Below are 16,955 nucleotides of genomic sequence, written 5' to 3'. Positions count from 1 at the left end.
AATAAATAGTATCTTCGCAGACCTATGAACACAAGTGAATTTAAGGAAGTAAAAATACTTTTAAGTACTTCCAAAAACATCGTAATCATTCCGCATAAAAACCCAGATGGAGACGCTATTGGATCAACACTAGCTCTCTACCACTATTTATCTGGTTTGGGACATAATGCTACTGTAATTACACCTAATGATTATCCAAATTTTCTAAAATGGATTCCAGGTGAGTCTACCATTATTAAATACGATAGTGATACCGAAGTCGCAACCGAAAAGATAAAAGAAGCTGATATCATTTTCACTTTAGATTTTAACCATTTTTCCAGAACTGGTAATATGGAAAGCTTGCTAAAAACAACCGACACTACATATATCATGATAGATCATCACCAGCAACCAGATGATTATGCCGTCTATACCTACAGTGATGTTATGATGAGTTCTACTTGTCAAATGATCTATCACTTTATCGATAATTTAGGAGATGTAAACAAAATTACTGCCGACATTGCGACTTGTATTTACATCGGTATCATGACTGATACAGGTTCTTTTCGTTTTCGATCAACTACCAGTACAACTCATAAAATAATTGCTGATTTAATAGATCGTGGAGCTAACAATACTGAAATCCATGAACTAATTTATGATAGTAACACCTATTCTAGATTACAATTAAGAGGGGTAGCTTTAAAAAATTTAAAAGTGTTACCAGAATATAAAGCGGCCTATATTACATTATCTCAAAAGGAATTAGATGATCACAATTTCAAAAAAGGAGATACGGAAGGATTTGTAAACATGGGACTATCCATAGAAGGCATCAAACTTGCTTTAATTTTTATAGAAAATAAAGGTGAAAACATCATAAAGATCTCTCTTCGTTCTAAAGGTGATTTTTCTGTCAATGAATTTTCAAGAAATCACTTTGAAGGTGGTGGTCATCATAATGCTGCTGGTGGAAAAAGTAATCTCTCACTTCAAGACACGGTTGAGAAATTTATTAGTATCTTACCGTCTTATAAAAATGCCCTAAATTCATGAGACATTTTTTTCTTTTAGTAAGCTTATTCGCCTTATTTTTCTCTTGTAAAGCTCCAGAAGCCAGAAAGCCTATTAGTGTTTCTTCAGGATCTTTTATCAATGAATCGATTAACAGGAACAAGGAACTTATAGCAGGAGAAGAAGCAAAAATTCAAAAAATAATCCAACAAGATACTTCTCGTAATTATATCACATCAGATGGTGGTTTTTGGTATTACTATGAGAAAAAGGATACCATATCATCACTTACTGCTAAATTTGGTGATATTGTAAACTTCACCTACGACATAAAAGATTTGGATGGAGAAATTATTTATAGTCAAAAAGAGTTGGATACTGTAAATTATGCTATCGATCAAGAAGATCTTTTTTTTGGATTAAGAGAAGGATTAAAACTCATGAAAGAAGGAGAAACTGTTGTTTTCTTGTTTCCTTCTTATCAAGCATATGGATATTATGGGGATGATCATAAGATTGGAACAAATATTCCGTTAGTATCCAGAGTAACTCTCAACAAAATCACAAAACAGTCAACAAAAGAAAATTAAACCTTAACTAAAAAAATGAAAAAATTAAGTCTTTTATTTTTAGCGATTGTCGCTTTAACTCTAACTAGTTGCAAAGAAAAATATCCAGAACTTGGGGATGGTATCTATGCAGAAATCATAACAAATAAAGGTACAGCCGTTGCAAAATTATACTACGATGCCACGCCAATGACAGTAGCTAATTTTGTATCCCTTGCAGAAGGAACCAATACTATGGTAGATAGCCTTTATAAAGGAAAAAAATATTATAACGGAATCATTTTCCACAGAGTGATTAAAGATTTCATGATCCAAACAGGAGATCCACTAGGAACAGGTACTGGTGATCCAGGATATAAGTTCCCAGATGAGATTGTAGATTCTTTAACACATAAGTCTAAAGGAATCTTATCGATGGCCAACTCTGGCCCTGCTACTAACGGAAGTCAATTTTTTATTACATTAAAAGAAACTCCTTGGTTAAATGGAAAACACACTGTTTTTGGAGAAATCGTTTCAGGACAAGATATCGTAGATAGCATTGGGGTTGTAGAAACAAAAAGACCTGGAGACAAACCTGTTTCTGAAGTAAGAATGGAACAAGTTAATATCATCAGAAAAGGTAAAGATGCAAAAGCATTTGATACAAAGGCAGAACTCGAAGACAAACTGAAAGTGCTAGAAGAAGAAAAATTAGCAAAAGAACGTTTGATCAAAGAAAATAGTAAAAAAGCTGCTGCTAAATACAAGGGATTAAAGGAGAAAGCAACTAAATTAGAAAGTGGTTTAGAAATATTGTTTTTAAAAGAAGGTGATGGTGCTCAACCAAAACCAACAGACGTTGTAAAATTATATTACGCTGGTTTCTTTACAGACGGAAGGGTATTTGATACTAATATGATTGATATAGACAAAGAAATGGGAACATACGACCCAAAGAGTCGTAGAGCACAACATCCTATGGGATATGCTCCTATAGAAATGCCTTATTCTCCAGAAGCTCAAATGATCGCCGGTTTCAAAGAAGGTGTTCAACAAATGAAAGTTGGAGATAGAGCAGTAATATTTATTCCTTCTCATTTAGGATACGGAGAAAGAGGAAGAGCTCCAATCCCTCCTAATACAGATTTAATTTTTGAACTTGAAATAGAAAGCATTGTAGATAAAACTGAAGCTCCTCAAGCTCATTCTAAAGATGACGGTCACGGTCACTAGAATTTAATAAAATGTAAAAAAAATCCCATATCAAATGATATGGGATTTTTTAATTTTAATAGTAGACATGCTATTATTTTTCAGGAATACTTTCTAAAATCTGCTTTACAAAATTCCAATATTTCTGTGCAGAAGAAATACTCGCTCTTTCATCTGGAGAATGCGCTCCTAAAATAGTAGGCCCAAAAGAAATCATATCCATATCTGGATAATTTTGTCCCAGAATACCACATTCCAAACCGGCATGACAAGCTGCAATATGTGCTTTTTCTCCATTTATTTTTTGATACAGTTCATCCATAACCTTTAAAATGGCAGAATCCATATTTGGTGCCCATCCTGGATAATCTCCATCGGTAGTTACTTCACACCCTATCAATTCAAAAGTAGCTCTTAGTTTATTAACCATATCTAATTTCGAAGACTCTACACTACTTCTGGTTAAACATTCGATTTTAATAGCCTCACTACCAATAGTTACTTTTGCAATATTATTGGATGTTTCTACCAAATCTGGTATTGATAAACTCATCGCATACACTCCATTATGTGCAGCATATAAAGATTTTAAAACACCTTCCTGAACACCTAATTCCATTACGCTATTTGGAGCCTCTACTTGTTCTAATTCTATAGATAAATTGGGATCCACTAATGATAGTTCCTTTTGTATCGTAGCAATTAAAGCAGATGTTTCAAATTGAAAAGCTTCCGAATGTATCGTATCTACAACCACAGTAGCAAAACTTTCTCTAGGAATTGCATTACGAAGACTTCCTCCTTTTATTTCATGAATTCTGAGTCCAAAATTTTCAAAACCATCAAATAGTAATCTATTCATAATTTTATTGGCATTTCCTAAGCCTTTATGAATATCCATTCCTGAGTGTCCTCCATTTAAACCGGTAACCGAAATTCTAAAAGCGGTAGTTCCATCTGGCGTAACCTCTTCCTTGTATGTTCTTTCTGCAGTAACATCAATTCCACCTGCGCAACCTACTCCTATTTCATCATCTTCTTCTGTATCTAGGTTTAAAAGAATATCACCTTGTAACCAATTCGGCTGTAATCCCATGGCACCCGTCATTCCAGTTTCTTCATCGATGGTAAATAATGCTTCTATAGGTGGATGTACAATATTCTTTGATTCTAAAATAGCCATAATAGTAGCTACACCTAATCCATTATCTGCTCCTAAGGTTGTTCCTTTTGCACGCACCCAATCGCCATCTACATACATTTCGATTCCTTGTGTATCAAAATCAAAAACAGTATCAGCATTTTTTTGGTGTACCATATCTAGGTGTGATTGCATCACCACAGTTTTCCGATTCTCCATTCCTGGTGTAGCAGGTTTTTTTATCAAAACATTCCCAACCTTATCTATTTCTACAACAAGCCCTAGAGACTCTCCGAACGTTTTCATAAACTCGATCACGCGTTCTTCTTTTTTAGAAGGTCTTGGAACGGCATTTAGATCCGCAAATTTATTCCAAAGCTCTTTTGGCTCCAGGTTTCTTATTTCTAAATTCATGTGTATTCTGTGTTTTTTGACAAATGTACATTATGATAATCTTAATTCAAATGCTTTATGAAATGTTGTAGATTTACAACCTGATATTTATAATTCATGCAATCAAAAACAAAATTATATCTTACTCTACTGTTACCCGTACAGTTTATCCTTCTTAAAATCCTTTCCTTTTTTCCTGAGTTTATTGATCGATTTTACAGCAATGGATTGTATGTTTATATATCAAAGGCTTTACGATTTACCTTTGGTTGGATTCCCTTTTCTTTTGGAGACATCGGATATAGCATTTTGATTATACTCCTAATCCGCTTTTTGTTTAAAAGAGTTTTTAGAAAAAAAGTACAATGGAAAACTGTTCTTTTAGATGTGGGTGCTACCCTATCCGTAGTATACGCTGCTTTTCACTTATTATGGGGAATCAACTATTACAGATTACCCATGCATGCGATTTTAGGCATCGAAGATCAATATACGGAAGCTGAACTTTTATCTGTATCAGAAAAACTAATTAAACGAGCCAATACTATTCATAAACGCTTAGAGCCTAATGATTCATTATCCATTGTAATGCCATACAGCAAAGCTGAAATATTTGAAAAAACCATTCCAGCATATGAGCAAATCAACGAAGTTGTTCCAAACTTGAAATATTCGCCAAAGAGTATTAAAAAATCATTACTAAGTGTTCCCCTAACATATATGGGATTTAGCGGTTACCTTAATCCAATAACCAATGAAGCACAAGTGAATGGTTTGATCCTAGATTATAAATCTCCAACTACTAGCTGTCATGAAGAAGCTCACCAACTGGGGTTTGCTAAAGAAAATGAAGCAAATTTTCTTGCGGCTTTAACTACTATGAACTATGATGATCCTTATTTTAACTATAGTGGAACTACTTTTGCTTTAAAATTTTGTCTGAATGATCTGTACTTACGAGACGAACAGAAAGCATTTTGTCTTATCGAAAAATTAAGACCTGGAATCCGAAAAAATTATCAAGAGGTGAATGAATTTTGGCTGCAATACCAAAACCCTCTAGAACCTATTTTTAAAAGTACTTATGACAGCTATCTAAAGGCAAACAATCAACCTAAAGGGATTGACACCTATAGCTATGTAGTTGCCTTGTTAGTAAACTATTACAAGGACAAATTATAGTTTTCAATATTACTTAATGAGATTACATATATCCTTTAACTGTTAAAATAATACTAATTAGTAAGGTCTTTCCGCAGTAACGGTTACTTTTAGACCAATTCATTATTACGCAAACTCTATGAAACAACTATTTTTATCACTCTTGGTGATATTGATGGGGTCGATTCTTCATGCTCAAGAATACTTCCCAAAAAATGACGGTGTAAAAACATCTAATTCTAATTATACGGTGTTTACTAATGCGACTATTCACACTTCTCCAGAATCCGAGATACAAAATGGTATGCTTATCATCCAGAAAGGAAAGATTGCTCAAGTAGGTTCAGGATTATCTATTCCGAAAAATAGTATTGTGATCGATCTAAAAGGAAAGCATATCTATGCGTCTTTTATTGATCCTTTTACCAACTTTGGAATCCAAAAACCAAAAAGACAAGGGAATCCTTTTGGCGGTAGTCCTCAATACGATGCTACTAGAGAGGGATATTATTGGAATGATCATATCCGCCCTGAGACAAATCCGTTGCACGAATTTAAATATGATAAAAAGAAAGCTGATGAGTTTATAAAAGCAGGTTTTGGAACTGTAAATACTCATATGCCTGATGGAATTATCCGAGGAACTGGATTATTAGTAGCTCTTAATAATGAAGGAACTGAAGGAGATCGATTGTTAAGTGATGCTTCTTCTCAATTACTTTCTTTTTCAAAAAGTAATAAAAGTAAACAGATATACCCTACCTCGTTAATGGGATCTATGGCTTTGCTTAGACAAGTATATTTAGATGCAAAATGGTATGCTAATAATAATGTTGACTATAAAGATTTATCCATAGAGGCATTAAATAACAATAAAAGCCTCCCACAGATTTTTGAAGCTGGTAGTAGAATCAATGGTTTTAGAGCAGATAAAATCGGAGATGAATTTAACATACAATATATAATTGTTGGTGGTGGTGATGAATATGCTCGAATAGACAAAGTAAAAGCTACGAATGCCAAATATATTATTCCTCTTGATTTTCCGGATGCCTATGATGTATCGGATCCGTATATGGCAAATCTAGTAAGTCTGGGCGATATGCGTCATTGGAACCAAGCGCCTTCCAATCCATCTGTTCTGCAAAAAAATGGAGTTCAGTTTTCGTTAACTACCCATAAACTAAAAAAGATCGGTGATCTCTCTACAAGATTAGAAAAAGCACTAAAACATGGATTAGATAAAAAAACCGCGTTAGCAGCTTTAACTACAATCCCTGCTCAAATTTTAGGAAAAGAAAATGTACTAGGAATGCTTAAAAAAGGAGCTCATGCCAATTTTTTAATTACTAGTAAGGAACTATTTTCTAAGGACAATATTATTTATGAAAACTGGGTACAAGGTCATAAAAATATTGTGAATGATATGAATACTACAGATATTACAGGTTCATATGAATTATCGGTAGCTGGAAAGACTTATGATGTTTCCATAACTGGAAAACCTACAAAACCAAAGGCAGAAGTTAAACTCGGAGAAACAAAACTGGGAAGTAAAATTACCTATACCAATGATTGGGTAACGCTGACTTTTACAGATGCTGACACTAGTAAAACCCAATATACCCGTATTGTAGGAGCTATTAATAAGAATCCAAAATTTTGGACTGGAAAAGCAGTACTTCCTAATGGTAGCGAAACATCTTTTACTGCAAAGCAAAAACCAGAAGAAGCTAAAGAAGCTTCTAAAAAGAAACCTGAAGCTACTAAAGAAGCTCCAAAAGTAGTATCTGTTACCTATCCTAACATTGCATACGGTAATGCAGCATTGCCAAAGTCTGAAAATATACTTTTCAAAAACGCTACTGTTTGGACCAATGAAAGCGAAGGGATTCTAAAAGAAACAGATGTTCTCATTAAAAATGGAAAGATTGCTGCCATTGGTAAAAACCTAAGTGCAGGAAATGCTAAAGTTATCGATGCTACAGGAAAGCATCTTACCAGTGGTATTGTAGATGAGCATTCTCACATTGCTGCAGCAGCTATTAACGAAGCTGGACATAACTCTACGGCAGAAGTAACCATAGAAGATGTGGTATCACCAGATGATATCAATATCTACAGAAACCTTGCTGGTGGGGTAACCTCTATACAAATATTACACGGATCCGCAAACCCAATTGGTGGTAGATCCGCTATCATTAAACTAAAATGGGGAGAAAGTGCAGAAAACCTGATTTATAATAACACTCCTAAATTTATAAAGTTTGCACTTGGTGAAAATGTAAAACAAAGTAACTGGGGAGATGCAGAACGAGTTCGTTTCCCTCAAACACGTATGGGTGTAGAGCAATTATACATCGATTATTTTACTCGTGCTAAACGATATGAGCAACAAAAAAATAGCGGAAAACCATATCGTAAGGATATCGAAATGGAAACCCTATTAGAGATTCTTAATGGAAAACGTTTTATCAGTTGCCACTCCTATGTACAAAGTGAAATCAATATGTTGATGAAAGTAGCTGAAAAATTCAATTTCAGAATCAACACCTTTACCCACATTCTCGAAGGCTATAAAGTGGCAGATAAGATGGCGACACATGGTGTTGCAGGATCTACTTTCTCTGATTGGTGGGCGTATAAGTATGAAGTAAATGACGCAATTCCGTACAATGCTACGATTATGCATAATCAAGGAGTTCTGGTAGCCATTAATAGTGATGATGGCGAAATGTCGAGACGTTTAAACCAAGAAGCTGCTAAATCCGTAAAATACGGAGGTGTTAGCGAAGAAGAAGCTTGGAAGTTTGTAACATTAAATCCAGCGAAGATGTTACATATAGATGATAGAGTAGGAAGTATTAAAGTAGGAAAAGATGCTGATGTGGTTTTATGGACCGATCACCCACTTTCTATCTATGCCAAGGCTGAAAAAACATTGATCGAAGGAGCTACTTATTTCGATTTGGAAAAAGATAAATCCATGCGCAGATCTATTGCTAATGAAAGAAATGAGTTATCTACCATGTTATTGCAAGCAAAAAATAGTGGATTAAAGACACAACCGCCTAAGAAAAAGGAAAAACAACATTTTCACTGCGATACTGTAGAACACATTCACTAAACACCGATTACAAAATGAAAAACTTATCATATATATTCTTGTTGTTAATCGTTGCATTTGGAAATGTAACTGCACAACAAACTCCGGCAAAAAGTCAAACCGAAGCAATTACGATTACTGGAGCTACCGCTCATATTGGTAATGGAGAAGTGATTGCCAATAGTATTATTATTTTCGAAAATGGTAAAATTACAAATGTTGGTACCAATGGGAGTATTGCTACCAAAGGAAAAGTAATTGATGCTACTGGTAAGCATGTATATCCAGGATTTATAGCACCAAATTCTACTCTAGGATTGGTAGAAATTGGAGCCGTGCGTGCTACCGATGATGATAGCGAGATTGGAGGTTTTAATCCTCATATCAGAAGTATTATTGCCTATAATGCAGAAAGTAAGATTGTAGAAAGTATGCGTCCTAATGGTGTATTGATTGCGCAAACAACACCACGTGGTGGATGGATTTCTGGTACTTCTTCTATTGTACAATTAGATGCCTGGAACTGGGAAGATGCCGCTATTAAAACAGATGATGGGATCCATATGAATTGGCCAAATCCTTTTACCAGAGGTAGATGGTGGCTAGGAGAAGATCCCGGTTTTAAACCCAATAAAAAATACCAGGAGCAAGTAACTACACTTACCGATTTTGTTACTCAGGCAAAAGCAACTATAAAATCCAAGGTAGGAAACGAAAACTTACCTCATCTGGCAATGCAAAGAATATTTGAAGGAACACAAACCTTATTTGTACACGTTGGTACCGAAAAAGCTATTTTAGATGTACTACGTTTTGCAAAAGAACAGCAACTGCAAAAAGTAGTAATTGTTGGCGGAGATGAAGCCTACAAAGTAGCTAGCCAACTAAAACAACAAAACATTCCTGTACTATTGACCAGAACGCATTCTACACCTAATTATGAAGATGATGACTATGATTTACCGTATAAAAATGCTAAGCTATTAGTTGATGCAGGTGTATTAGTAGCATTGCAGAATAGTGGTCAGATGGAACGTGCCAATGCACGTAACCTTCCTTTCCAGGCTGGAACTGTTGTTGCTCATGGATTAGAAAAAGAAAAAGCTGTGCAGTTAATTACGGGTAATAGTGCCAAAATTTTAGGAATTGATGATATGGTAGGAACGCTAGAAGTAGGTAAAGATGCTACCTTATTTATCAGCATTGGTGATGCTTTGGATATGCGTACCAACCAATTAGAAAAAGCTTTTATCCAAGGAAGGGATATCAGCTTAGAAAGCCACCAAACCAAACTATGGAAACGCTATAGTGGTAAGTATAGCAGATAAATATGCAATAGTACATTAAAAAAGAGGCACTTAATTGTGCCTCTTTTTTTAAATCCCCATCTTCGTCATGCTGAATTCACTCTTATATTTGAGTGCGACAGTGACTCTTACGGATTCATAAATTTCATCTTCTCCTCTGGATCTCCAAAATGTTTTTACTCCTTCTTTAACTAACCAAGATAGCGATGGTGTATAGGTTGGTCTCGGAACTAAATGCATTGCGGCTGATGCTTCTAAAGCTTCTGCATACATTTCTGCTGCCAAATCCCCCAAACTATCGGTTACATCATACTCTGAAATCGTATTTCTAGGATAAAAAAAGTTTAAGATTTCCATGACCATTTGGTCATCGCTTATAGAACTCATATAATTAAGGTATTAAGAGATTAAAATAATTTGTTTATTATATTATTACTACAAATTTTGCAAATCTCTACCCTAAATCATACCCAGTATTCAGTGAAAACCAACTCCCTGAATGTATGTAAATTAAGAGCTAAACTCTTTCATATCTTCTAAAGCACTGATAAGCATGTTTACGTGATTAAGTGTACAACTTTCTCCCATAATCCCTATTCTCCATATTTTACCCGCAAAAGCTCCTAATCCTCCTCCAACTTCGATATTATAATCATCTAATAGTTTCCTACGAATCATTGCTTCATCATTACCTTCGGGTAGATAAACTGCATTTAGATTCGGAAGTCTGTAAGATTCTTCGACCAAATAGTTAAACCCTAAGTTTTCCAATTTTGTTTTCAACACTTGATGTACTTCTTGATGTCTTTTCCATCGATTCTCCAAACCTTCTTCTAAAACAATCCTAAGTGCTTCTCTTAATGCATATACAGAAGAAACAGGAGCTGTATGATGATAGGCTCTTTTGGCACCACCCCAATAATTTTTAACCATACTTAAATCTAAAAACCAACTTTGTACTTTGGTTTTTCGATTTTCTAAAGCTTTGACAGCTTTATCCGAAAAACTAACAGGAGATAATCCTGGAGGCGCACTCAAATTTTTCTGTGTCCCGGTATAAATTGCATCAATATTCCAATCATCTACTTTCAATTCCATACCACAGTATGAAGTTACGGCATCCACCATCAATAATCCACCTGCATTATGAACCAAGTCACTAATTTCTTTCAAAGGCTGTAACACTCCAGTAGAAGTCTCGGCATGTACTAGCGCTACTAGTTTTGGTTGCTTACATATATCCAAGGCTTTTTTAATATCTTCAGGTGAAACTGCCGTTCCCCATGGAACTTCTACTTTATGTACCGTAGCTCCACACCTTTCAGCAATGTCTGCCATTCTTCCTCCAAAAACTCCATTGATACAGATAATAGCTTCATCTCCTGGTTCTAATAAATTTACCAAACACGTTTCCATACCCGCACTTCCCGGAGCAGATACTACAAATGTCATATGGTTTTTAGTCATAAAAGTATCTTGTACCATCGTTTTGACTTCATCCATGATTGTCACAAACTCAGGATCCAAATGACCAATTAGCGGTGTTGACATCGCTTTAAGTACTCTTGGATGTGCGTCTGAAGGTCCAGGCCCCATCAAAATCCTATTACTTGTGGTAAGTTCTTTATACATAAAATTAGTTTTGCGTGTGTTACTATATCGTTTTCGTAAATCAAAATAGATAAAGGATATAAAATTAGTTAATTCTAATAATTGTATTAAAACCTACATGTAGACATCTTGTTAAAAATCTTTCAATTATTGTGTATTTTATAATTAACAGTAGTAATTAATTCCAAAAATTATCAAATTATAAAAATCTCCTTTTCATTTTTATCAAAAAAAGTTCTTTCTATCAAAAAAAACTCTGTCAGAATATTCCTAACAGAGTTTATTATAATGTTTCTTAAGAATTAAATTCTCAGAAATTATTCTTTTGGTTTACTAAACAGAGAAGTATCTAATTTTTCTTCACTTGCTATCGCATTTACAAAAGCTCTTTCACTTTTTACATCTCCTACTACACCATCATCATAAGCTCTCCATTTTAGTGTCTTTGGTAATAATAGCCCATTAACGTCTGTCCAATCCGAATATTCTATGAGACTTACTTTTTCACTACTTTCTTTACTAAAGAAAGTCACTGTGTACCCTAAATATTTCATTTGGTGAGATGCTGCATCATAATAGATAAAGTAATTGTCCTTCGGAGAGTCTCCTACTCCATCGCCATAAGAAATCTTATACCCTGGATATGTCTTATCTTCTACTTTGAGATCTTCTACTTTTTCATAAGAAATACCATCATCGCCTAATACAAATGGCATAGCATAGAAGTAAAACATCAAATTATGATAAAATCGAGGGTTTCCTTTAAAATAAGTAGAGTCCTGTTCTATCCAAGCTTCATTTCCATCAAAACCTAAAGCAAATTTATTTGTTTCTATGCGTGCGTGTCTGGTCTTAAGATCCGTAGTGTGTTTCTCATTGCCCTCTGGCTTAGAAAGTTCAAAAATTAACGTGTTTTGTTTATCAAAAGCTTGAATTCCCCCATGAGCTTTGAATACTGCTGCAATATCTTTTGGAAAATCTCCAGATCGATCAGGAACGACCTCTTCTACTTTCTCCTCGACGATAACTTCTTTTTCTTCTTTTGGAGTTTCTTTACAAGAAAATAAAACTCCAAGTGCTAGTAAAAATACTATTGTTTTTTTCATTTTTTGAGTGTAAGGTTATTATTTAAGAAGTTGTAGTCGGTTTCTAAAATCAACCTTACAATAATCATCCGTGTTATTTCTACTTTTTTAAAATCTTACCCATTTCATATGTATGATTCTTATCAGAAAAAGTATACGTTCTCGAATTATATTTAAATGTTTTCGCATCGGCTCCTTCCATAATCTTTCCCAGAAAAAAAACATAATTCTTATCTTTTGTATAGCCATGCTTTACCTCCTCGAAAGTAGCTACATCTGCATTTTCAATTACATCTCCTCGGTAGTAAACATTTGTATCTATTTTAATTAGTTCTACATCTTCAAAAAAAACAATACTTTCGGGATCTTTAAAAGGAATTGATACCACTTGATCAAACCTTCCTGTATCCTTATACCCCACATATAAATATACGTTTCTATTATCTCGGATATAATAATTCGTTAAAGAAACGATTTCATTAATATTCGCTTCTTCAATCTTTCGTAATGGATCGCCATAAGAATAATAATACACTCCATTATAATCTTTGCAAAAATGACTATTGATCTCCTGAAAAGATGCAACATCCAGAGAATCTCTTTTTATATAATTCTGATATACAAAATTTTTATCCTTTGCAAAATCAAAACTTATCTGAGTAAACGTATTTGCATCTGCGCCTTCCAAGATCTTCAGCGCTTTTTTATCTTCTTGTCCGATATGATAGTAATTATCGTTTAAAATATATACATGATCTTTATCCATAGGGGTATACCCTAATTGCACTCGAAAAGATGCAAGATCTATATCATTATTAATTGCTCTTGATTTAAAATATGCGTGATTTTTATCTTTAGCATAATCTCTCCCCAGCACTTGAAATGAAGCCATATCTACCTGCATTTCATCTTTTCCAAGCTCGAACCAATTACCCATAGGGCTATAAATAATTCCTTCGTTATCTCTAGTGTAGTAATAAGAATCAGACAATTCTTTGTTTACCTCTTTACCAAAAGGATTAAAAAAACGATATACTCCATAAATACAGAGCGCTCCTATTGTAACAAATACAACCGCAATTATCATGATTATTTTTTTTACCATAAAGTTAAAATTCTAAAAAGCACTATTTTAAGTTCATTTTTCTTCTATTAAATTACTAAAATAAATTACTCTTAAAAACTAACGTCTACTAATTTTTTTCTCCAGACTTCCCAGATCTGTTGCTATTTTGATAAGATATACTCCAGATTCTAGAAAAGAAATATCAAAACGATTCTGTTCTGTTTCAAAAACTTTTTGACCAAGAAGATTATATACATCAATATGGTTCACTTTAGTATTTACAACTATTTCCCCATTGGTGGGATTAGGATAGACTGCAATTCTCAATGTATCAAATTCCTGGGCACTAAGCAGATCATCCTTTAATACCCTACTAGTAACGTAAGTTCCTCGATTCCCTGTAGGATCAATCAAACGTACACGTAGAGTGATAGTTCCCTCCAATAAACTGCTCAAATCAATACCTGAAACTGTTTCATTACTTTGAGAAATAGTTCCGGAACCATTGATAGTATCAATATTTCCATCACCTGAACTACTAAAACTATACATATAAGAAGTTCCTATTTCGGCATTCATAAAAGTAAAGCTTACGTTAGTTTCATTTGATGGCTCAATTAAACTCTGATCAATACTAACACTATATCCTAAAGGCGAAATAACATCCACTGAAAACACCCTGGTATTTCCTGATCTATTGCCATTATCGTCATTCCCTGTCGCTCCTACTGCAACAAGACTTCCATCAGAATTTAATGCTACTGAAGAACCTGCTCCATCCAATGCTCTTTCACCTCTGATTTCTGAACCAATTCTTCTCCATTGGGTATCTTCATCATCCCATTTGTATAATCTTACATATCCAGCACCACTGCCTGCTCCATTATTATCAGAAGGTGCTCCAATAGCTAAAATATTTCCTTCGGCATTAATAGTCAGAGAATGTCCAGATTGGCTATATCGATCACCTATAATTTCTGAACCTTTCTGTACCCAACTACCATTTCCATCCCATTCAAAAACTCTTACCTGACCGTAGTAATCTCCAGGATTTCCAGACGCGTCATGAAATTCGGCTCCCATAGCTATAATTGTTCCTGAAGCATTCAAAGCTAGTTTATTTCCAAAAGCATCTCCAGGCTCTTCTCCATCAAGATCTTGCCCAAGTTGTACCCAATTAGTATTGTTTGTCCATTGAAACACTCTAGCATGTCCAGCACGATTACCATTGCCGTCATTCCCTTGCGCTCCAATAGCAATGATGGTTCCATCTCCATTAATACTAATAGAACCAGCAGCATCGCCTTCGGATTCTCCATAAATATCTGCACCTAATTGCACCCAATTATTGGTATTATCCAATCTATAGACTCTTGCTCTACCTGCATTTACTGTATTTACTACATCTGTCCATGCTCCAACAACCAATGTGGTACCATCTTGACTAAACTTGACATTTCTAATAGTTTCATCACCTGCTTCCTCATCGATATCTTGCCCTAACTGTATCCAAGTATTACTACTTCGCTCAAATACTCTAACTTGACCAGAATTTGATCCTCCAATAGCAACTCTAGTTCCATCGCCACTTAAACTTATGGATCTTCCTGATTTGAAACCTGCTTCCTCTCCATCAATATCATCTCCTATTTGTGTCCATACATCATTTACATTTTCGAAAACACGCACCTGACCCGAATTAGAACCATTACCGTCATTATCTGTTGCTCCAACCGCTAATATATTCCCATTAGAACTCAATGAAACTGATCTACCAGAAGTATCGCTAGCTGCTTCTCCATCCACATCTTGCCCTACTTGGGTTTGTGCTACTACCTGAGTTATAAAACTGTTGATTACTAATGTAATTCCTAGAATATAATTTGAAAATAATCTTTTTTTCATTGTGTTAATTCTTTTATTCTCCTCTAAAAAACATGTACAGACAATACAATACTGTACATTACAGGGATAAAACTAATAACACTACATAGGTCGTCATACACTGTATTCAGTGAAAATGTAATAACGAAAAAAATCAGTACAATGTTTAGAAAAAATAAAAATCAGGTTTTCTGTTTCTTTTTCTTAGCTGCTGGAAAGAGTACATTATTAAGAATCAAACGATATCCAGGAGAGTTAGGATGTAATTCTAATTCCGTTTTCGGATCACCCACTCTATGTTGGTAATCCTCTGGATCATGTCCACCGTAGAACGTAAAAAATCCTTTCCCCTTGATTCCATGGATATATCTGGCCTCATTATTCGTTTTGTTTTCTCCGAGAATAAGTACATTGGATTTTATTTCTGTAGGATCGTAGGCAGTAGTTTGCCCCATAAATCCTTTAACTAGCGCTGTATGATTTTGACAAAGCATTGTAGGTATCGGATCCCATTTTGCTGAAAAATCCATTAATGTAAAATAATCTGTTCGCTTAGGAATACGTCTTTTCCTAGTCATATCTATGGAGGAAAACTCATATACATTAGGACTTCTTTCTAGAGTAAAATCTCTAAAAGCAAAAGTTTTAGAAAAGTCAATTTTTGCTTGATACCCCGGCTCGCTAGGGTCTCCATCAAACATAGGTTCGCAAATATCAACCCCTTCTGCTGCTATAGCTATTTCAAAACTATCGGTGGCACTACACATTGCAAACATAAAACCACCACCAACAACGTAATCTCTTATCTTTAATGCTACCGCTAACTTTTCTTCTGAAACCTTATCATACCCTAAATCTGCTGCTAACTTCTCTGCAGCAGCTTTTTCTTTGATATACCAAGGATGTGCTCTATAGGTAGCATAAAATTTACCATACTGACCTGTAAAGTCTTCATGATGTAAATGTAACCAATCATATAAGATCAAGTTATCTTCTAAAACTTCTTTATCATAGACCGTTTCATAAGGAATTTCAGCAAAAGTCAATACCATAGTTACCGCATCATCCCAAGGTTGATTTCCTTTTGGAGAATATACAGCAATCTTAGGTGCTTTTTCTAAGACTACAGCTTCCATATTCTTGGAAGGGCTGCTGATTTCTTCTAAAATCTCTTCTGTTTTTGTATTACTTAATACTTCATAAGAAACTCCTCTTATGGTACATTCTTTTTTGATATCTTCTGTATCGGGTAATAAAAAAGAACCGCCTCTGTAATTAAGTAACCATTTTACTTTTAAATCTTTACTAAGAGTCCAATAAGTAATACCATAGGCCTTTAGGTGGTTTTGCTGACTTTCAGCATCCATAGGAATCAATACATAAGAAGCATATGATTGAAAAGTAAAAAAGAATAAAAAACTGTAAACTAATAGCTTACA

13 protein-coding genes are annotated in these 16,955 nt (G+C 34.6%); 6 read left to right on the top strand and 7 right to left on the bottom strand.

The window, feature by feature from the left end; all coding sequences use genetic code 11:
- Positions 1-24 precede the first annotated feature (24 nt).
- The 3 genes from ACWNT5_RS15105 to ACWNT5_RS15095 are packed head-to-tail and all read left to right on the top strand — an operon-like array spanning position 25 to position 2,783.
- Entirely contained in the window at positions 25-1,041 is a 1,017-nt protein-coding gene (locus tag ACWNT5_RS15105) for a DHH family phosphoesterase (protein ID WP_456517811.1), read from the top strand.
- The gene (gldI, locus tag ACWNT5_RS15100; protein WP_456517810.1) at positions 1,038-1,589 is read left to right on the top strand and encodes a gliding motility-associated peptidyl-prolyl isomerase GldI; all 552 of its coding nucleotides are present in this window, start codon (positions 1,038-1,040) and stop codon (positions 1,587-1,589) included. The genes ACWNT5_RS15105 and gldI overlap by 4 nt, the downstream gene beginning before the upstream one ends.
- 15 nt (positions 1,590-1,604) lie before the next feature.
- Complete coding sequence (locus ACWNT5_RS15095; protein ID WP_456517809.1) at positions 1,605-2,783, top strand: peptidylprolyl isomerase; 1,179 nt, start codon at positions 1,605-1,607, stop codon at positions 2,781-2,783.
- A gap of 73 nt (positions 2,784-2,856) precedes the next feature.
- Here ACWNT5_RS15095 and ACWNT5_RS15090 read toward each other — a convergent pair whose 3' ends face one another.
- Positions 2,857-4,317: an aminoacyl-histidine dipeptidase gene (locus tag ACWNT5_RS15090; protein ID WP_299606946.1), complete on the bottom strand. Its 1,461-nt coding sequence runs from the start codon at positions 4,315-4,317 to the stop codon at positions 2,857-2,859.
- Positions 4,318-4,413: 96 nt separating this feature from the next.
- On the opposite strand from ACWNT5_RS15090, the gene ACWNT5_RS15085 reads away from it, so the two are divergent.
- The 3 genes from ACWNT5_RS15085 to ACWNT5_RS15075 all read left to right on the top strand — a co-directional run bounded on the left by ACWNT5_RS15085 (position 4,414) and on the right by ACWNT5_RS15075 (position 9,891).
- Positions 4,414-5,478 (top strand): DUF3810 domain-containing protein, encoded by a 1,065-nt coding sequence (locus tag ACWNT5_RS15085; RefSeq protein WP_299606944.1) that lies wholly within the window; start codon positions 4,414-4,416, stop codon positions 5,476-5,478.
- Between the two features lie 118 nt (positions 5,479-5,596).
- The gene (locus ACWNT5_RS15080; protein ID WP_456517808.1) at positions 5,597-8,584 is read left to right on the top strand and encodes an amidohydrolase family protein; all 2,988 of its coding nucleotides are present in this window, start codon (positions 5,597-5,599) and stop codon (positions 8,582-8,584) included.
- Between the two features lie 14 nt (positions 8,585-8,598).
- A complete protein-coding gene (locus ACWNT5_RS15075; protein ID WP_456517807.1) occupies positions 8,599-9,891 on the top strand; it encodes an amidohydrolase family protein in 1,293 nt (430 codons plus the stop codon).
- A 48-nt stretch (positions 9,892-9,939) separates the two neighbouring features.
- Here the strand turns inward: ACWNT5_RS15075 and ACWNT5_RS15070 are convergent, their stop codons facing one another.
- The 6 genes from ACWNT5_RS15070 to ACWNT5_RS15045 form a co-directional block, all read right to left on the bottom strand.
- Positions 9,940-10,257 carry a hypothetical protein gene (locus ACWNT5_RS15070; protein ID WP_299606938.1) on the bottom strand — a complete coding sequence of 106 codons (318 nt, stop codon included), beginning with the start codon at positions 10,255-10,257 and terminating at the stop codon, positions 9,940-9,942.
- A gap of 123 nt (positions 10,258-10,380) precedes the next feature.
- Positions 10,381-11,502, bottom strand: coding sequence for a pyridoxal-phosphate-dependent aminotransferase family protein (locus ACWNT5_RS15065; protein ID WP_456517806.1), 1,122 nt, complete (start codon positions 11,500-11,502; stop codon positions 10,381-10,383).
- Positions 11,503-11,798: 296 nt separating this feature from the next.
- The gene (locus ACWNT5_RS15060) at positions 11,799-12,587 is read right to left on the bottom strand and encodes a DUF6503 family protein (RefSeq protein WP_456517805.1); all 789 of its coding nucleotides are present in this window, start codon (positions 12,585-12,587) and stop codon (positions 11,799-11,801) included.
- Positions 12,588-12,666: 79 nt separating this feature from the next.
- Positions 12,667-13,653, bottom strand: a complete 987-nt coding sequence (locus ACWNT5_RS15055) for a DKNYY domain-containing protein (RefSeq protein ID WP_456517804.1) — start codon at positions 13,651-13,653, stop codon at positions 12,667-12,669.
- Positions 13,654-13,749: 96 nt separating this feature from the next.
- On the bottom strand, positions 13,750-15,537 hold the full coding sequence (locus ACWNT5_RS15050; RefSeq protein WP_456517803.1) for a T9SS type A sorting domain-containing protein: 1,788 nt from the start codon (positions 15,535-15,537) through the stop codon (positions 13,750-13,752).
- A gap of 161 nt (positions 15,538-15,698) precedes the next feature.
- A complete protein-coding gene (locus ACWNT5_RS15045; RefSeq protein WP_366141463.1) occupies positions 15,699-16,883 on the bottom strand; it encodes an asparagine synthetase B in 1,185 nt (394 codons plus the stop codon).
- Positions 16,884-16,955 lie beyond the last annotated feature (72 nt).

The organism is Aquimarina sp. 433 (genome assembly GCF_054054605.1).
This window is presented reverse-complemented; position numbering and strand designations above follow the sequence as displayed.